The organism is Lacticaseibacillus sp. 30 (assembly GCF_053819265.1).
Window position 1 is genome coordinate 45,111 of record NZ_JBSOQX010000014.1, and the last position, 16,265, is coordinate 61,375.

The following is a 16,265-nucleotide window of genomic DNA, read 5'->3' on the forward strand; positions in this document are numbered from 1 at the left end:
TCCAATCAGTGATGATTAATAGTTCATAAAAACATCCTTGAAGACTTTAACACTGTCAAAGACGTCTTTTAAAGTGACGTATTCATCCGTCTCATGAGACGTTTCATTTCCCGGGCCATAAATAGCTAAATCAAGACCGTCATGATAGAACAACGCCGCATCCGTGATGCCGGTGCGATAGGCCACTTGACCACGATTCAGCCCCGCACGTTGACGGGCTGTCTGTACCAACTGAATCAAATCATTGTCAGGTGAAGCCGCAGCTGCCCCTAAAACGGAATCAATTGACAGACTCAACCGAACACCCTTAGGCACTGTCGTTTTAGCTGCTTGTTTCAACGCCGCAATAAACGCATCATTATCCGCAATCATGGTTGTCCGGATGTTACCGCGCAAATATGCGGACTCCGGAATCGAGTTGATCTGATTGCCACCATGGATAATATCAATATTATGCGTGGCATGACCAAGAATGGGGTCCTCTTTTGCCTGCAACGGCGCTGTTGCAGTTAGCGCTGCATTCGCAAATGCAAACAACCCATGAATGGCATTTGCCCCTAAATCTGGCCGAGACGAATGTGCTGCTTTCCCGTGCGCGGTCAATGTGTAATCAATAATACCGCGTTCAGCAGCGTCAACATTGCTATTGCCGGGTTCGGCCACAAGCAGTCCAGTTAAACGATCTCCGTAACCGGCGGCAGACAGTTGGCGTGCGCCGTCATTATCAACTTCTTCACCAACTGTCGCCATCAATTGAATCCCATGATCCAATTTTTCATGGGCAGCTTGCTTGAATGCCACAACCGCTGCAGCCAGTCCAGACTTCATGTCAGTTGCACCACGACCGTACAACTTGCCATCTTCTACATGTGCTGAGAATGGTGGAAACTGCCATTTATTGACGTTCCCAGGGTCAACCACATCCATATGGCCATCCACACCGAGCCAGCGCTGGGCATTAGGATTACCGATCGTCAGCACCAAATTATCACGACCGGGCGCATAACTGATGCGTTCCCGTTTAATCAATCCGGCTTTCAACTCAGGGGCTAAAAAGGTTTCAATCAGGTCTGCTACCTGACCTTCTTTTGCTGCCACACTTGGTATCTTTACCATGGCACTGAGTAAATCAACGACTTGTTCTTCTTCTGTCAAGATAAGGCCTCCACTTATGATCGTTTGTATGCTGCTTTTGTTTGGCTTCGGACAGCCGCTCAGCACAACATTTAACGCTTATTTCCGTCTGAATCGTAATAATGCATGACCCAAAATTGGTGTCACGATACCGCCCAACAAGGCCTCGGCTACGGCGTTAATCGCCAAAGCCGTCATCAATAACCATCCTAGGTTGGTCGCATCCGCACCCGGCACAATTTGCGCTGCTTTACTGGCAAACATCAACCATGTAAACCCAATGACCAGCAAGGTGTTCGTCAAAGCACCGACAACACCGGCGAAAACCATTTTAACTGTTTGCGCCAACGGTGTTTGTTTTTTCTTGAACAATTGATGAAAAATAAATGCCGCCACCAAACCAACCATGACACGCGGCACGATGGCGATAATCGGATTTCTAAACAGCAGCAGGGTCACTGGATCAGTCGCTGATGTATACGCCCGAATCAGACTGGTTAACCCCCATAATAAGCCAAGGCTGGCACCGCCGCCATAGCCTAATACAATACCACCAATGATGACTGTCAAATGAATCGTTGAAATCGCAGGCCAAGCCGGAAAAATCTGCACATATCCGACCATTGGAATATAAGCCTGAAGAATAATCAAAGCACCAAGAATACCAATAATCGCAATATTATAAGCTTTTCCGCGTTGCGTCATGCGCTGCTACCTCCAAATTGTCTAAGTTTGATTTTATCAATTATACACGTTCGAGGAAAGTGATGCTGGGAGGAAGACTTTTACCGGAAACGCTAGGGAAAAGGTTGGCTGTCAAAGAATTCCCGCGATGGCGTTGCACAAAACACGCTCGTAGTTGGAGGAGACTACACATAAAGACCTCATAAATAAATGACTGAAAACCGGTCATTGACTTATCCGCCGGTTTCTAAACGCGTTCGCCACCCCAGAAACCTGCGTGTAAGGACCTTGACCGGAATGGCCAAACCCAGGCCATCACGGTCAAGTCCGCTTACACTCCGGTTTCTAACCGGGGTGGCGAACGCTCTTGAAAAATAAAGTTTGACTTTAAATCCCTAATTTCCTATAATATTTCTTGTGCTTAATTAGCCATGCGGGCATGGCGGAATTGGTAGACGCGCAAGATTAAGGATCTTGTGAGCATTATTGCTCATGGAAGTTCGAGTCTTCTTGCCCGCATCACAAAAGACCCGACCAACAGGACATCTTGTTGGTCGGGTCTTTTTTGCCACCTTAGATTGTCTAACTACCGGCAAGGCTCTCTAGCAGCTGTTTTAATCAATTATCATGTCACACAAGTCATTGAAAGGAGTTTCTCTATGCTTCGCGAAGCTCAATTTATCGATCTCGGTGCCATTGTTCACCTCTATCAACAACTAACCGCTGAAATGGCGACGATGGCCCCTGAAACTTATCGTCCATTAACTAGCGACAATCGTCAATATTTTGCCGACTACTTGCAAAATGACCTTGCTCGGCTTTTCGTGACCGAAACGGCTGGTACTTTAAGTGGGTTTGCACTTGTCGTTTTGGCTCGCACTGGCGACAATGCGGAATTTGTTCCGCAACATTTTGCCCAGCTGATCGATCTTTATGTGATCCCTGCGCAACGGCATCAGGGATTGGCTAAACAGCTTATGGACGCGGTTACGGCTTTTGCCAAAAGCCATGATGCCACTTTCATGCAGTTAAACGTTTTGAATGCCAATCAGACTGCCAAACAAGTCTATGCCAAAGCTGGGTTTGAACCGGTAAGTCTGATTTTGCAAAAACCGCTTAACTAGCCAACGTCTTTTGCAGGCGCAATTTACCGCGACAGACACCACACGCGTACCGCCGAACATCAATGTGCCGGCGACGAACGAATTGGCGACCGCAATGGGTGCATACATACACGTACTGATGGCCGTTCACTGGCAACGGTGGCGCAAAACGTGACCCGCCAACTGCAGTCAAGAGCTGCTTAAAGTCGTGATCGCGATGCTGATAGCCGCGATGGTGATCATATAGGTGGTAATGCACCAGCTCATGTTTAATAATGCCATCGGTGACACTCGCAGGATAAACCGCAAATAGCTTGGGGTTGAAGTCTAAGTTCATATCAGCCGGATGAAAGCGGCCACCCGTCGTTTTTAGCCGATTATTAAAAACAGCGTGATGGCGAAAAGGTTGATGGAATGCTTTCAACGAAATCGCCTCAACGCGGGCCTGTAATTCTTGATCTGTCATATCTACCTCCGAGCCAATAGTTTACTCCAAGTCACCCGTAGTTGCATCATGACATTTTGGTTCCTCAAACTGGTCTTAAAATATCAAAAACGAGTCCTCTGAGAAATGGCTAAATAGCCATCTCGAGGACTCGTTTTTAGTTTAACTGAAAAAGGCCAAAACATCATCACGGCTCATCGCCGCTTTTTTGGCTTGGTCAAAATCAGCCACAATTTTACCAGCATCTAACACAATCAAGCGGTTACCATAACGTAAGGCGTCTTCAACCTGGTGAGTGATCATCAAGCAGGTCAGTTGCTGATCGGAGACGATTTCGTTCGTCAGTTGCATGATCGCCTGACTGGTATGCGGATCAAGCGCCGCCGTATGCTCATCTAACAGCAACAGATCCGGTTTCCGCATAGTTGCCATCAATAGGCTGAGTGCTTGCCGTTGGCCGCCAGAGAGCTGCTCAGTCGGCTTGTCGAGGGCATCAGCAAGGCCATTGCCCGTCTTCGCTGCTAAGGTCTTCAGCGCCGCTTTGCTAGCCGTCATGCCGCGTGATCGCAACGTTAGCCGCTGACCGCGGTGACTAGCTAAGAGCAAGTTTTCGGCAACTGTCATTCGGGGTGCTGTCCCCATTTTAGGATCCTGGAAAACTCTGGCAATATGCCGCGCACGTTGCTCCGGTCGTTTGCCATTCAAAGTTTGATCAGCCAGCGTAATGGTGCCACCGCTGACTGGCATATCGCCTGTAATCGCGTTGAATAATGTCGATTTACCAGCCCCGTTGTTGCCCAAAACCGTTACAAATTCACCTTTAGCAACGGTGAGGTTCACGTCCTGAAGCAAAGTTTTCACTTCTGTACCAATGGGAATATTCACCGTAACGTTGGTTAAGGTTAGCTCAGCCATGTGCTTGCACCCCTTTCTGCAACACGCGCCGTAATCTCAAGCGATGATCAATTTGTGGCACCATGATCGCGATAGCCAAAACAACCGCTGAGATCAGTTTTAAGTCGTCGGCATTGAACCCTAGTGCAAGCACAACCAGCAAAACGAAGCGATAAAGAATGCTACCGAGAATCACGGCAACCAAACGCTGTGAGAGTGTTAATTCGCCAAATACAACTTCCCCGATGATAATCGCGGCGAGGCCAATGACAATGATCCCAATGCCCATATTGACATCAGCATAGCCATTGTTTTGAGCCATCAAACCGCCAGCCAAACCGACGAGACCATTACCCACCATCAGACCAAGTACCATCTGATGATCAGGATCAATACCGAGACTGCGCGCCATACTTGGATTGTCCCCTGCCGCAATAAACGCTTGGCCTAACTGAGTATTTAGAAACAGCATTAGCAAGCCAACCACCACAACAGCAACGATAACGCCGATAACCACACTATTGAAGTATGGCGGTAAATCTTTTAAGAACGCTGTCTGGAAAAGATTGGCTTGATGCAACAGCGATAGATTGGCGCGTCCCATAATCCGCAAGTTGATTGAAAACAACCCGGTCATCACCAAAATACCGGCCAACAAAACTGGAATTTTACCTTTCGTGGTCAACAACCCAGTTGCCAATCCAGCAAGCATCCCCGCACCGGTAGCCAACAGCGTTGCGACAATCGGGGAAATGCCATGAGTAATGGCACTCACGGCTACTGCCGCGCCAAATGGAAAGGTACCTTCAACCGTCATATCCGGGAAATCCAATACCCGAAATGTTAAGAATAAGCCAAGTCCGATTAAACCATATAATAAACCTTGACCAATCGCTGATACGCCGATACTCATTTGATCACCGTTCCTTTCGCCTCTGCCGATTTGATTAACGAGCTAGGTAAGTCGATGCCTAACAGTTTTGCTTGTTTTTCGTTCAAGATCAGTTTACCGGTGGTTTCAAAATGAATCGGCGTCGTTGCTGGCTTTGTCTTCCCACTCAAGATGTCTGCCAGCATCCGCCCAGTTAAAACGCCGAGATGATGTTGGTCAAGACCAATCGTTGCCAATCCGCCTTGTTCAACCATAGTGTCCACTGTTGGAAAAATTGGCACCCTCCGCGTATTAGCCACCGCAACCAAAGTTTGCATCGCACTGGCAACAGTGTTGTCAGTCGGCACAAAAATCGCATCTACTTGACTAACCATTTGTGTGGCCACCTGATTTAAGTCATTTGTTGAACTGATCGCGTACCGCTTAACCGTGAAGCCTTGCTTTGGCCCAAGTTTTTCGACCATTTTAGCCTGTGTTTGAGCGGAATCATCACTCGACGTTGCAATCACACCGAGAGTTTTGGCATTCGGCATAATTTGCCGGATTAATTTCAGTTGCGCGGCAATCGGTGCCTGATCAGATACCCCCGTGATATTGCCACCTGGCCGTTTAACATTCTTCACTAACTTTGCCGCAACTGGATCGGTAATCGCGCCAAGAATGATCGGTGTTTTCTGATTGACATTGGCAAGTGCTTGAGCCGATGGCGTAGCAATCCCAACTGTTGCCGCCGCATGTTCCTCAGTAAAGCGTTCGGACATGGACTTCAGATTGCTTTGATCATTTTCGGCATTTTGAAAATCGATCTTCACATTCTTCCCTGCAACATAGCCCTTCTCCTTCAAGCCATCAATAATCCCCTTGTGAATCGCATCTAATGCGGGATGTGTGGTCAATTGCAGGATACCCACAGTTGGTGTTGCCTGTGTCTGTGGTGTTGTCGTGCCGGTTTGAAAATAGGCAATCCCTAAGAATGCTGCCATAATGAAGATCAACCCTAGCATTCGTTTCATGTTTCCGCCTCCATTTTAAATTAATTCATGCTGTGCCCGCTTGGACTTAATCAGTTATGATTCATAACGCGCTCGCCAGCCCAGAAACCTGCACATAAGGACCTCAGACAGAAATGGCCAAAGCCCAGCCATTTCTGTCTGAGGCCACTTATGTTCCGGTTTCTAAACGGGCTGGCTCACGCTTACAAAAATTGCCGCGACAGGTGAGGACTCGTCGCGGCAATAAAAAAGTCCGCATAGTCCCACTTTTGGGGTATCTATGCGGACAAATTGAACAGAGAGCCAACATAGACACAACCTGCGCGTCTGGCAGGTTGCGTCTGCAACCTACCTAAAGTTGGCTTTGCCAAGCAGAAAAGGTAAGCAATGCTGTCATGTCGGTTTCCTCCGTCCTAGTTAATTGATTTGTTGTTAGATTAAAGATACGTGAGTAAAGTTCTCATGTCAAGTATAAGCTTAAACTTTTTTTGACAATTTTGACCAGCTTAAGACAACATGACTGAAATTTTTTGGATTTGCTTGGTGAATTTTTGAATTGCCTCGTCCTGAGCTTTTTCAGCTGCGTTGAAAGCTGCCACATCAACTTGCCGATCCGCGTGCAAACTTGCGGTCATCGCCTTACATGCCTCTGTGAAAGCGGCAAAATCACGTACAAGTGTATGATGGGGCCCCAACAATCTGGCTGGCGCCGCGACTTGCTGCAACTTGACAAGCAACGCTTCATAGTTACTTGTCCCCTCGCTAAACACGGTTTGCGTTTGTTGGTAAGCCTCAAGGTCGTAATCGGCCAACTTGTTCTCATCAATCGCCTTGCGCAGCGGTTCAAACAACGGCGCCATTTTTTCTTGGTTGTCTTGTGTGGCTTCAACGACCGCATTAATGGTCGTCCCATAGTTTGCTAACTTCATTTGTTGTTTATTCATGTGCTTCATCCTTTTCATCGGTTCATTAGCCGGTAATTAACGCATAAAAGCCTTGACTGTCATGACCGTTACAACACGGACATCACGGTCAAGGCTACTCCTATTGTTTTTTGACTGTAAGCAATCTTGTGGTGTCTTATGCGCGTTGCTTCCGTCGAGCACGTTCGAAAACTTTAACGATTTCAACAATGACGATCATCGCCACACCAGCCCCGAGAACCGTGATCCATTGATGCCAATCAAGCGATGTCACATGGAACAGGCCATTGAAACCTGGCACTAAAATCGTGACTGCCAACAACACGAAGGAAGCCAGAATCGCCCAGTTAAAGGCCTTATTCCGGAACGCGCCGACCGTGAACAGACTTTGATGGATACTCTTCACGTTGAAGGCATGGAACAGCTGAATCAAGCCCAGCGTAGCATAGGCCATCGTCAAAGCATCGGCGTGAATCGCAGCTGAGCCGCTGTGCACTGGATAGGTAATGGCAATCCAGTAAACGCCAAGCGTCAGCAGACCTTCGAGAATTCCTTGCCAGATAACCGCGGGGCCAACGCCGCCTGAGAAGAAGTTTGACTTCCGACCGCGCGGCTTTTGCTTCATAATACCTGGTTCAGTTGGTTCAACCCCCAGTGCAATCGCCGGGAACGTATCTGTCACTAAGTTAATCCAGAGAATATGCACCGGTGCCAGCAAATCCCAACCTAGCATGGTCATCATGAATAAGGTCAAGACTTCACCAAGGTTGGCCGACAACAGGTACTGAATCGCCTTTTGAATATTGGAAAAGACTTTTCGGCCTTCTTCCACCGCCACAACAATGGTTGCAAAGTTATCATCAGCCAAAACCATATCAGAAGCTCCCTTGGAAACTTCAGTCCCAGTGATGCCCATACCGATCCCAATATCCGCAGCTTTCAAAGCAGGCGCATCGTTCACACCGTCGCCGGTCATTGCCACAACCTTGCCTTTTTTCTGCCAAGCATTGACGATCCGTACCTTGTGCTCTGGCGCAACACGGGCGTATACACTGTACTTTGCCACGTTCTTTGCAAACTCATCATCACTTTGCTGATCTAGCTCAGCGCCGGTGATGACAGCATCATCATCGCCTTGGTCAATGATTCCTAACCGAACGGCAATTGCTTCAGCCGTATCGCGGTGATCGCCGGTGATCATCATCGGGCGAATACCAGCCGCTTTTGCCTCTGCCACCGCAGCTTCCGCTTCAGGCCGTTCGGGATCAATCATGCCGACCAATCCAGCAAAAATCATGTGATTTTCAACCGTATCGGAATCAACTTTTTCCGGTAAAGTATCGATGACCTTATAAGCCATCCCCAGCACACGCAACGCCTGTGTCGCCATGTCTTTATTGGCTTTCAAAATGGCATCGCGTTCACTGTCTGACAACGGCGCCGTATTTTCACCTGTTGCTAAGTCAGTCACCCGCTTCAGCAATTCATCAGGTGCACCTTTTGTTGCCACTAGCAACTTACCATCTGCACGCCGATGGATCGTCGTCATTAATTTTCGTTCAGAGTCAAACGGTACTTCTGCGATCCGCGGTTCGCCAGTGAGTGCTTTGGCAACATCGTAATTCTGGGTTTTCCCATAAGCAACAAGCGCAGTTTCGGTTGGATCGCCTAGTAACTTACCATCGTCTTGCACCTGTGTGTCGTTGGCAAAGTTCATGATGGTCATTAATGGATTGCCGCCATGAATACCAGCGCTTGCATCATTAAGCTGACCGTCGTAATAAACTTTTTCAACCGTCATCTTATTTTGAGTAAGCGTTCCAGTTTTATCACTCGCAATGATATCCGTGCTGCCGAGGGTTTCAACAGCAGGCAATTTACGGACCAGTGCATGGCGCTTAGCCATTTTCTGCGTACCCAATGCCAAAATGATGGTGACAATGGCTGGCAACCCTTCAGGAATGGCCGCCACAGCTAATGAAACGGCTGTCAGGAACATTTCTGGCAAGCTTGCCGCTTGACGCCAGATACCGACTGCAAACACAATCACCGCAATCACCAAAATCATGACCGTCAGCGTTTTACCGAGACTTTTGAGGTTCTCTTGCAGTGGCGTGTTGGTTTCTTCCGCCGAATTAATCATACCGGCAATGCGGCCGACTTCAGTTTGCATTCCTGTAGCAATCACAACACCGACGCCACGGCCGTATGTGATGTTACTGTTCATGAATGCCATGTTAGTGCGATCGCCAATTCCGACATCATCAGCATCCAACGGCGCCGTCGTCTTATCGACCGGCACACTTTCACCTGTTAACGCACTCTCTTCAATTTTAAGGTTGGCACTCTCAACTAGTCGTAAATCTGCTGGTACGACATCTCCAGCTTCAAGTAACACGATGTCCCCTAAAACCAGTTGGCTGCTAGGAATGGTCAGCACCTGATCACCACGACGAACATGGGCGTTAGGGGTCGACATTTCCTTCAGCGCATCAATCGCTTCCTCAGCTTTACTTTCTTGGAAAACGCCGAAAACCGCATTTAATAAGACAACAGCCAAGATGATCCCGGCATCCGCCCACTCACTGAGTAAAAAGCCGGCAATCAAAGCGGCAACCAACAAGACAATAATCATAAAATCCTTGAACTGATCTAAGAAACGGGCTAACATGCCCTTCTTTTCTGCCTGCGCAAGTTCATTTGGCCCATTCTCATTTAACCGTGTTTGTGCCGCTTCTTTCGTTAACCCGGTTAGACTAGTCTGTTCTTGCTTTAAGACTGCCTCACTGCTTAATGCATATGGCGGTTTGTTTGCCAAAGTAGTGCCTCCTTCGTATTTGGGCCGGTAGCCAAAAAGAGACCTATGGACTACCAGCAGTAGATCCATAAGTCTCACTATTTAAGACAACACCAGACATAGCCTTGTTGGTGACGTTGTCGCAGAATACTCTGCTAGTTACTCCCCTATGTTGGTTAAAGTATATCAGGTGCGGGTCATGCTTCGCAAGGCTTACTTGCGAAGAGCGTGAACAGGCCCGGTTTCTGGGCCTGCAAACGCGTTTAATCAGAGCAGAGCGTGCAAGTCCGGTTAGAAACCAGCATAAGTGGCCTTATTAGGCAGGCCATTCAGCCCAACTCACTAAATAGGTGAACCGCTAAGTCATGCAGATTCAATGCATGCGAATTGTAGTTGCTGAGCAAAATGACGGCATTTTGGCCATCATGACTTATCGCGGTTGAGGCCATCTGACCGGCGACGACACCGTTGGTTGAGTAAAAGTCAGCATGGTTATAAATACCCGCGTTGTAAACACCATCGTTGCGGTTACGCAATGTTTTTAAAGTTGAAAGCGGTAATACTTTCCCTGTATCAATACCCCGCAACAGCCGGTATAAGTCACCGGTGGAAGTATAGACATTGCCCGTGCCTAGTTCTCGATTATACCAAACTGCTGGTTCACCAATCGCAGTTTGATAAGGATTAGCAGCCGGGCCAGTGTAAGTGATAGCTCGCTCAGGATCTGTCAACATTGCGGGTAAAAAGCCTGTGTGCTTCAGGTTGAGCCGATCGAAAATATTGTTTTTGACTTGCTGCTCGTATGAACGACCAGCAACTTTTTCTATCACACCAGCAAGTAACACGTAATTAACTGCTTGATAAGCGTAATTATCCTGCGGCAGATAGGTTAAGTTGGCAATCGACCATTGAATAATATTAGCATCATCCATTACAGTTGGTTGATACTTACGCAAACTAAAGCCGCTGCGCATAGCCACCATCATGCGCAAAGTCACTTGATCGCCGGTTTTGATGCCAGTTAGATATTTGCCAACCGGATCATCCAAGCTGAGCTTGCCAGAAGCGGCCAATTGCGCAAGCGCAACCGCAGTCACGGCTTTTTGAATTGAACCAATCTGAAACAGCGTGGTTGGACCGTTGCGACGATGCGTCGTCGTATCGGCATCACCAACGCCATTGTTAAACACGACTTTGCCGTGCTTAATGATCAGGGCACTGCCAATAAACTTGTCATTGGTCAACTCTTGCTCAAGTGGTTGGCCTTCAGTCGTCGTCGCGACACGATCCAAGGTCATGGCCAATAGTTCTTCTTTTGATTTACCCCGATCCCGACGTACCGCTTTTGTGACTGTCTTTGCGGATTTTACCTTCGTATTCACGGCGGATCGGCTGTTTTGCTGCCACAAGTACGTTCCCGCACCAATGCTGACTGCACATAAAATCAGCATGACGCCCAACCAAATATAACGATGCTTCCCCGACATCTTAAAACCTACTCCTTTAAATGCATTCACGAGCGCAAAACCTTTATGTGAGGACCTTAAACCTAAATGGCCGCTCCTATACTTCGGTTTCAAACCGCCTCAGTTCACGCTCTTATCTAAACGCGCTCACTGGCCCAGAAAACCGGCCTGCTCACGCTCTTCCAAATTTAACTTTTCTGGACGCAAAAATACCACATTATCCAGCAAAAAGACAGCCCGTCGCATCACTGATTGCTATCGGTGATGCCTTGGCTGTCTTTAAGCGTTATTTCCAAAAATTATCGAAAACCGTGATTGGTAAATGCCGCTTGTGGGCGGTTTTTTGGTACCACTTTTCAATCGTTTCAGCAGCTTGATCACTGACGTCTTTTCCTTCCAAATAATCATCAATGTCTTTGTACTTGACGCCTAACGCAACTTCATCTGGCAGTGCTGGGCGATTGTCTTCAAGATCAGCTGTAGGGGCTTTTTCATACAAGTGTGCCGGTGCGCCTAATACCTTCAAAAGCGCGGCACCTTGTCGTTTGTCCAATCGATACAATGGCGTCAAATCAGCGCCACCATCACCAAATTTGGTGTAAAAGCCAGTCACGGCTTCAGCGGCATGATCCGTGCCAATCACCGCACCGGCATTATTGCCAGCAATCGCATATTGCGCGATCATCCGCATCCGAGCCTTGATGTTGCCTTTGTTGAAATCAGAAATCTTTGACCCATCAGCCTCAACCGCCGCGACCATTGCATCAACACTCGGCTTAATATTCACACGCTTGACAACATCAGCGTGCATAAAGTCGATAGCAGCCATAGCATCGGCTTCATCGGCTTGTTCACCATAAGGCAGACGAACGGCAATAAATTGATAAGCATCGTCGCCGGTTTCTGCTCGCATTTCCTGCATGGCCTTTTCGGTCAAAGCGCCAGCAAGACTCGAATCTTGCCCGCCCGAAATGCCGAGGACATAAGTTTTTAAAAAAGTGTTCTTTTTCAAATAAGCTTTTAAAAAGTCTACACTACGACGAACTTCAGTTTCCGGATCGATTGTTGCTTGAACACCCAATGCTTTGATGATTTCTGCTTGTAATGGACGCATAGTCAAACTCCTTTAATCATATTCAGATACAAATTTTTAATGAGACCTTGGGTTATCTTGTCCGTGTTGGCAAGCAAGACAACCGCGTTTTGGCCGCTGGTATCAATCATGGTACCTGCAGATTGCGAAGCCACCACCCCGTGCGTTAAGGTGTAGCTTCCAAAATTATAAACCCCCGCTGTGTACTGACCATTATCCAAATTCCGCAGTGCCTTCAATGAAGCAGTTGAAATGATTTTCCCTTGATTCACCGCCTTGATGATCTGATACAAATCACCCGCACTTGTATAAATATTGCCAGTACCCAGTTCCCGATTATAGTTCACAGAAGGCTCTGTGTACCGTTTTGCGTAAGGATTATTAATGGGACCACTATAACCAAACGCCTGATTCGACTCGTGAAACAACTCTGGCATAAACCCAGAGTGAGTCAATTTCAACTTTTTGAAAATTTCCTGTTGAATCAAATCGGCATACAGTCGGCCAGTCACTTTTTCAATCACGCCAGCCAACAAAACATAATTCACTGGTTGGTAATCATAACGAACCGTTCCATAATTTAAGTTGGCAATCGACCAACGGACAATGCCAGCATCAGAAAGCGAAGCACTCTGCGCACGCGTCAATGATAAGCCGCTACGCATGTTAAGCATCATGCGCAAGGTGACTTGCTTGCCTGTCCTAATGCCGGTCAAGTACTTACTGATCGGGTCAGACAAATGCACTTTGCCTTGTTCAACTAGTCGCATGAGCAACACGGCAGTCAACCCTTTTTGAATCGAACCAATTTGATAAAGTGTCTCCGGACCATTTAAACGTCCAGATTCAGCATCGGCATAGCCAAGTCCTGTGTTCAAAATAATTTTGCCACGTCTGATCATCAACGCAGTACCACTAAAATGATTAGCCTCCAATATTTTCATAAACGGCTTGGCTTCCGCCTGATTAACTGGCTGCATGAGCTTGTCAGTCGCGGATGTCGCTGTTCGCGTTTCATTTTGGAGGCGTTGCTCAACCGCCCGATGTCGGTTCAATTCTGTTTCATACTTACGCCGAGTCCGCTCTTCCTTAGCCTCAATCTGTGGCTTCAAATAAAAATGATCGTAACTCGCATAAGCAGCTATTCCAACTACAAGACCGACTAGTAAGCTAAGGATTAGCCAACGATACTGCGATCGCCTTTTCGATGCCCTCATAGATTATTCCTCGCGGTCAGCCACCGCTGATTTGACTGCTTTGATCAGATCCATCTTGTTGTCCCAAACCCGTTGCGACAAGTCTACCGGGTAGTCCTGTGGGTTCAGAATGCGTCGATATTCATCCCATAATGCGTTGGTACTCCGAGTGGCATATGCTTGGACTTCTTGTAACGGTGGTGTGTGATAAACCTGCTGGCCTTTGTCATAAATCGTCTGTAGAAGTGGCTTGGCTTCAAAATTTTTAACCGTTTTATTGATGTACGGGAAGTTCGGATGGAACATATAAAGACTTCGTTGTGTATCAATGGTTTCATCTGCCAAGGCAACATAATCGCCTTCAGATTTGCCATCATCTTGACGCGTAATACGCCAAACCTGCTTTTTGCCCGGCGTTGACACTTTCTCAGCATTGTTCGACAATTTGATCGTGTCGCGCATTTTGCCGGCTGCATCTTCAATTGATACCAACTTAAACACGGCGCCCAATGCCGGCTGATCATAGGCGGTAATTAAACGTGTCCCAACACCCCAAATATCGATTTTGGCACCTTGCATCTTCAAGTTCTGAATCGTATTTTCGTCAAGATCGTTTGAGGCGTAAATTTTAGCAGATTCATAACCTGCATCGTCCAATTGTTGCCGAACCCGCTTGGAGATGAAAGCCATGTCACCACTATCGATCCGGACACCAAGAAAGTTGATCTTGCCTTTAAACTCATTCGCAACTTTGATTGCTGCAGGCACACCAGAACGCAAGGTGTCATATGTATCAACGAGGAAAACAACATCCTTATTGCTGCGGGCATATGCTTTAAAAGCATCGTAATCATTGCCATAGGCCTGAACCAGCGAATGAGCGTGGGTCCCACTGATAGGAATACCGAATTCCTTACCCGCCAATACATTACTAGTCGCATTGAAGCCGCCAATATAAGCGGCCCGTGTGCCCCACAAAGCAGCCGCCGTTTCCTGTGCCCGCCGTGTGCCGAATTCCATCAGGGGGTCCGCACCAGCAACGCTGCGAATACGGGCGGCTTTGGTCGCAACCAACGTTTGATAGTTGATCATATTCAAAACCGCTGTCTCAACCAGCTGTGCTTGCGCCAATGGTCCCTCAATTTGCCAAATCGGCTCGTTGTTGAATACCAAGTCGCCTTCTAAAGCGGACTTAACAGTGCAAGTGAACTTAAGATGCCGTAAATAATCAATAAAAGCATCCGAATAGTCTGTTTGCGACTGCAGATAAGCTAAATCATCTTCAGAAAACTTAAGATGATTCAGGTAGTCCATCACATGTTCCAATCCCGCAAAAACAGCAAACCCCGAACCAAACGGTAAATCCCGAAAAAAGACTTCAAACACGGCATTGCGTTCGCTAATCCCCTGTTCAAAAAAGGTATTCATCATATTTAATTCGTAAAAATCGGTGTGGAGTGTAAGTCCTTCACCCAACTGTGTGGTCATCATGGCTCCCCTTCCGGATAAGTGGCAACAACAAACAAGCGCTCGTATAGACGCAGTGATGCTTAATTTATAGTTCATCATTATATACCATTCAGAGAAAATGGGACAGAGCGCGAACAGGCGCGGTAAGAAACCGGAACATAAGTGGCCTCAAGCCTAAATAGCTAGGCTTTGGCCATTTAGGCTTGAGGTCCTTATGTGCAGGTTTCTGCGCCTGTTCGCGCGTTTCGGAACCAGCACACTGACGGCTGGCCTTTGCCCATTCCTGTCTGAGATCCTTATGTGCAGGTTTCTGCGCCTGTTCGCGCATTTCGAAATCAACATAGCTTAGGCTCAGATTCCCTTTCAAAAAGCATCAAAACCAACGAAAAAAGCCAAAAAACAAGATGCCATCTTGCTCTTTGACCTTTCCAAATGCCTAGTGTTTATAACCAAGCAGCAAACATTACCGTTCTAGATAAAATTCAAATCTTTCGCCAACATACTGCGTTCGAACGTATTCAAACGGCGTACCGTCCTGCAAGAATGATACCTGACGCAAACGTAGGATCGCTTCGCCACGTTTGATGTCCAGATACTCTGAGATACGTTCGCTTGCTAGCATCGCACTGACAGTCTGTTGCGCACCGCCAAGCACATAACCGCCTTTTTTCTCCAAGGTATGGTAAAAACTGGCTGTCATTTCTTTTTTGGTAAAGTTTTTGACGAGGTTGTATGGAACCGCCGCCGTTTCAAAGCTAATCGGAATCTTATCCGCGTAACGAATCCGTTCCATGCGCAAGACTTGTTCTTTAGGCTCAAGTTTAAGTTTTTCAACTTCAGAACTTGTTGGCTGGGCCACGTGGTAGGAGACTGTCTTGCTGGATGGCACCTTGCCTTGTGCTTGCATCAGATCCGTAAAGCTTGTGACGCCAGACATTTTCTCTTGGACTTTCTGGTTGGCAACATAGGTGCCGGACCCGACGCGCCGTTCGAGAATGCCTTCATCGACCAATGTTTGAATGGCTTGGCGCAACGTCATCCGTGACACTTTAAACGTGACAGCTAAATCACGCTCAGAAGGAATTCGGTCGCCAACGCGCCATTTGCCTGCTTCAATATCTGCCCGAATCGCGTTATGAATTTGAATATAAACTGGTGCATCCATGAATGATCGCC

General features: G+C 47.4%; 14 protein-coding genes and 1 tRNA gene. 2 read left to right on the forward strand and 13 right to left on the reverse strand.

The features are described from left to right. Nucleotides 1-15: 15 nt before the first annotated feature. Both ACWPAB_RS10100 and ACWPAB_RS10105 read right to left on the reverse strand, forming a co-directional pair. On the reverse strand, nt 16-1,155 hold the full coding sequence (locus tag ACWPAB_RS10100) for a M20 family metallopeptidase (RefSeq protein WP_003566065.1): 1,140 nt from the start codon (nt 1,153-1,155) through the stop codon (nt 16-18). Between the two features lie 78 nt (nt 1,156-1,233). Continuing rightward, nucleotides 1,234-1,839 carry an ECF transporter S component gene (locus tag ACWPAB_RS10105; protein ID WP_003566067.1) on the reverse strand — a complete coding sequence of 202 codons (606 nt, stop codon included), beginning with the start codon at nt 1,837-1,839 and terminating at the stop codon, nt 1,234-1,236. A gap of 412 nt (nt 1,840-2,251) precedes the next feature. Here ACWPAB_RS10105 and ACWPAB_RS10110 point away from each other — a divergent pair. Both ACWPAB_RS10110 and ACWPAB_RS10115 read left to right on the forward strand, forming a co-directional pair. Further along, a tRNA-Leu gene (locus tag ACWPAB_RS10110) sits at nt 2,252-2,337 on the forward strand. A gap of 140 nt (nt 2,338-2,477) precedes the next feature. Continuing rightward, nucleotides 2,478-2,942, forward strand: coding sequence for a GNAT family N-acetyltransferase (locus ACWPAB_RS10115; RefSeq protein ID WP_003584875.1), 465 nt, complete (start codon nt 2,478-2,480; stop codon nt 2,940-2,942). Here ACWPAB_RS10115 and ACWPAB_RS10120 read toward each other — a convergent pair. The 11 genes from ACWPAB_RS10120 to ACWPAB_RS10170 form a co-directional block, all read right to left on the reverse strand. After that, complete coding sequence (locus tag ACWPAB_RS10120; RefSeq protein ID WP_003566070.1) at nt 2,935-3,387, reverse strand: SprT family protein; 453 nt, start codon at nt 3,385-3,387, stop codon at nt 2,935-2,937. The genes ACWPAB_RS10115 and ACWPAB_RS10120 overlap by 8 nt on opposite strands. 141 nt (nt 3,388-3,528) lie before the next feature. Continuing rightward, nucleotides 3,529-4,281, reverse strand: a complete 753-nt coding sequence (locus ACWPAB_RS10125) for an ABC transporter ATP-binding protein (RefSeq protein ID WP_003584876.1) — start codon at nt 4,279-4,281, stop codon at nt 3,529-3,531. Next, on the reverse strand, nt 4,274-5,173 hold the full coding sequence (locus tag ACWPAB_RS10130) for an ABC transporter permease (protein WP_003584877.1): 900 nt from the start codon (nt 5,171-5,173) through the stop codon (nt 4,274-4,276). The genes ACWPAB_RS10125 and ACWPAB_RS10130 overlap by 8 nt, the downstream gene beginning before the upstream one ends. Further along, nucleotides 5,170-6,165, reverse strand: coding sequence for a tryptophan ABC transporter substrate-binding protein (trpX, locus tag ACWPAB_RS10135; protein ID WP_003584878.1), 996 nt, complete (start codon nt 6,163-6,165; stop codon nt 5,170-5,172). The genes ACWPAB_RS10130 and trpX overlap by 4 nt, the downstream gene beginning before the upstream one ends. Nucleotides 6,166-6,650: 485 nt before the next feature. Continuing rightward, on the reverse strand, nt 6,651-7,088 hold the full coding sequence (locus tag ACWPAB_RS10140) for a hypothetical protein (RefSeq protein ID WP_003566078.1): 438 nt from the start codon (nt 7,086-7,088) through the stop codon (nt 6,651-6,653). 136 nt (nt 7,089-7,224) lie between these two features. Next, on the reverse strand, nt 7,225-9,885 hold the full coding sequence (locus ACWPAB_RS10145) for a cation-translocating P-type ATPase (RefSeq protein ID WP_003584879.1): 2,661 nt from the start codon (nt 9,883-9,885) through the stop codon (nt 7,225-7,227). 308 nt (nt 9,886-10,193) lie between these two features. Beyond that, nucleotides 10,194-11,351, reverse strand: coding sequence for a serine hydrolase domain-containing protein (locus ACWPAB_RS10150; protein WP_003584880.1), 1,158 nt, complete (start codon nt 11,349-11,351; stop codon nt 10,194-10,196). Between the two features lie 265 nt (nt 11,352-11,616). Then, nucleotides 11,617-12,444, reverse strand: coding sequence for an ammonia-dependent NAD(+) synthetase (gene nadE, locus ACWPAB_RS10155; RefSeq protein ID WP_003566083.1), 828 nt, complete (start codon nt 12,442-12,444; stop codon nt 11,617-11,619). 2 nt (nt 12,445-12,446) lie between these two features. After that, the gene (locus ACWPAB_RS10160; RefSeq protein ID WP_003579778.1) at nt 12,447-13,640 is read right to left on the reverse strand and encodes a serine hydrolase domain-containing protein; all 1,194 of its coding nucleotides are present in this window, start codon (nt 13,638-13,640) and stop codon (nt 12,447-12,449) included. A 3-nt stretch (nt 13,641-13,643) separates the two neighbouring features. After that, entirely contained in the window at nt 13,644-15,107 is a 1,464-nt protein-coding gene (locus ACWPAB_RS10165) for a nicotinate phosphoribosyltransferase (protein ID WP_003566087.1), read from the reverse strand. Nucleotides 15,108-15,552: 445 nt separating this feature from the next. Then, nucleotides 15,553-16,254, reverse strand: a complete 702-nt coding sequence (locus ACWPAB_RS10170) for a GntR family transcriptional regulator (protein ID WP_003566099.1) — start codon at nt 16,252-16,254, stop codon at nt 15,553-15,555. Nucleotides 16,255-16,265 lie beyond the last annotated feature (11 nt).

Coding starts and splice junctions, on each gene's coding strand:
- ACWPAB_RS10105 (WP_003566067.1), bottom strand. CDS start 1,839: ATGACGCAACGCGGAAAAGCTTATAATATTGCGATTATTGGTATTCTT.
- ACWPAB_RS10115 (WP_003584875.1), top strand. CDS start 2,478: ATGCTTCGCGAAGCTCAATTTATCGATCTCGGTGCCATTGTTCACCTC.
- ACWPAB_RS10120 (WP_003566070.1), bottom strand. CDS start 3,387: ATGACAGATCAAGAATTACAGGCCCGCGTTGAGGCGATTTCGTTGAAA.
- ACWPAB_RS10125 (WP_003584876.1), bottom strand. CDS start 4,281: ATGGCTGAGCTAACCTTAACCAACGTTACGGTGAATATTCCCATTGGT.
- ACWPAB_RS10130 (WP_003584877.1), bottom strand. CDS start 5,173: ATGAGTATCGGCGTATCAGCGATTGGTCAAGGTTTATTATATGGTTTA.
- trpX (WP_003584878.1), bottom strand. CDS start 6,165: ATGAAACGAATGCTAGGGTTGATCTTCATTATGGCAGCATTCTTAGGG.
- ACWPAB_RS10140 (WP_003566078.1), bottom strand. CDS start 7,088: ATGAATAAACAACAAATGAAGTTAGCAAACTATGGGACGACCATTAAT.
- ACWPAB_RS10150 (WP_003584880.1), bottom strand. CDS start 11,351: ATGTCGGGGAAGCATCGTTATATTTGGTTGGGCGTCATGCTGATTTTA.
- nadE (WP_003566083.1), bottom strand. CDS start 12,444: ATGCGTCCATTACAAGCAGAAATCATCAAAGCATTGGGTGTTCAAGCA.
- ACWPAB_RS10160 (WP_003579778.1), bottom strand. CDS start 13,640: ATGAGGGCATCGAAAAGGCGATCGCAGTATCGTTGGCTAATCCTTAGC.
- ACWPAB_RS10165 (WP_003566087.1), bottom strand. CDS start 15,107: ATGACCACACAGTTGGGTGAAGGACTTACACTCCACACCGATTTTTAC.
- ACWPAB_RS10170 (WP_003566099.1), bottom strand. CDS start 16,254: ATGGATGCACCAGTTTATATTCAAATTCATAACGCGATTCGGGCAGAT.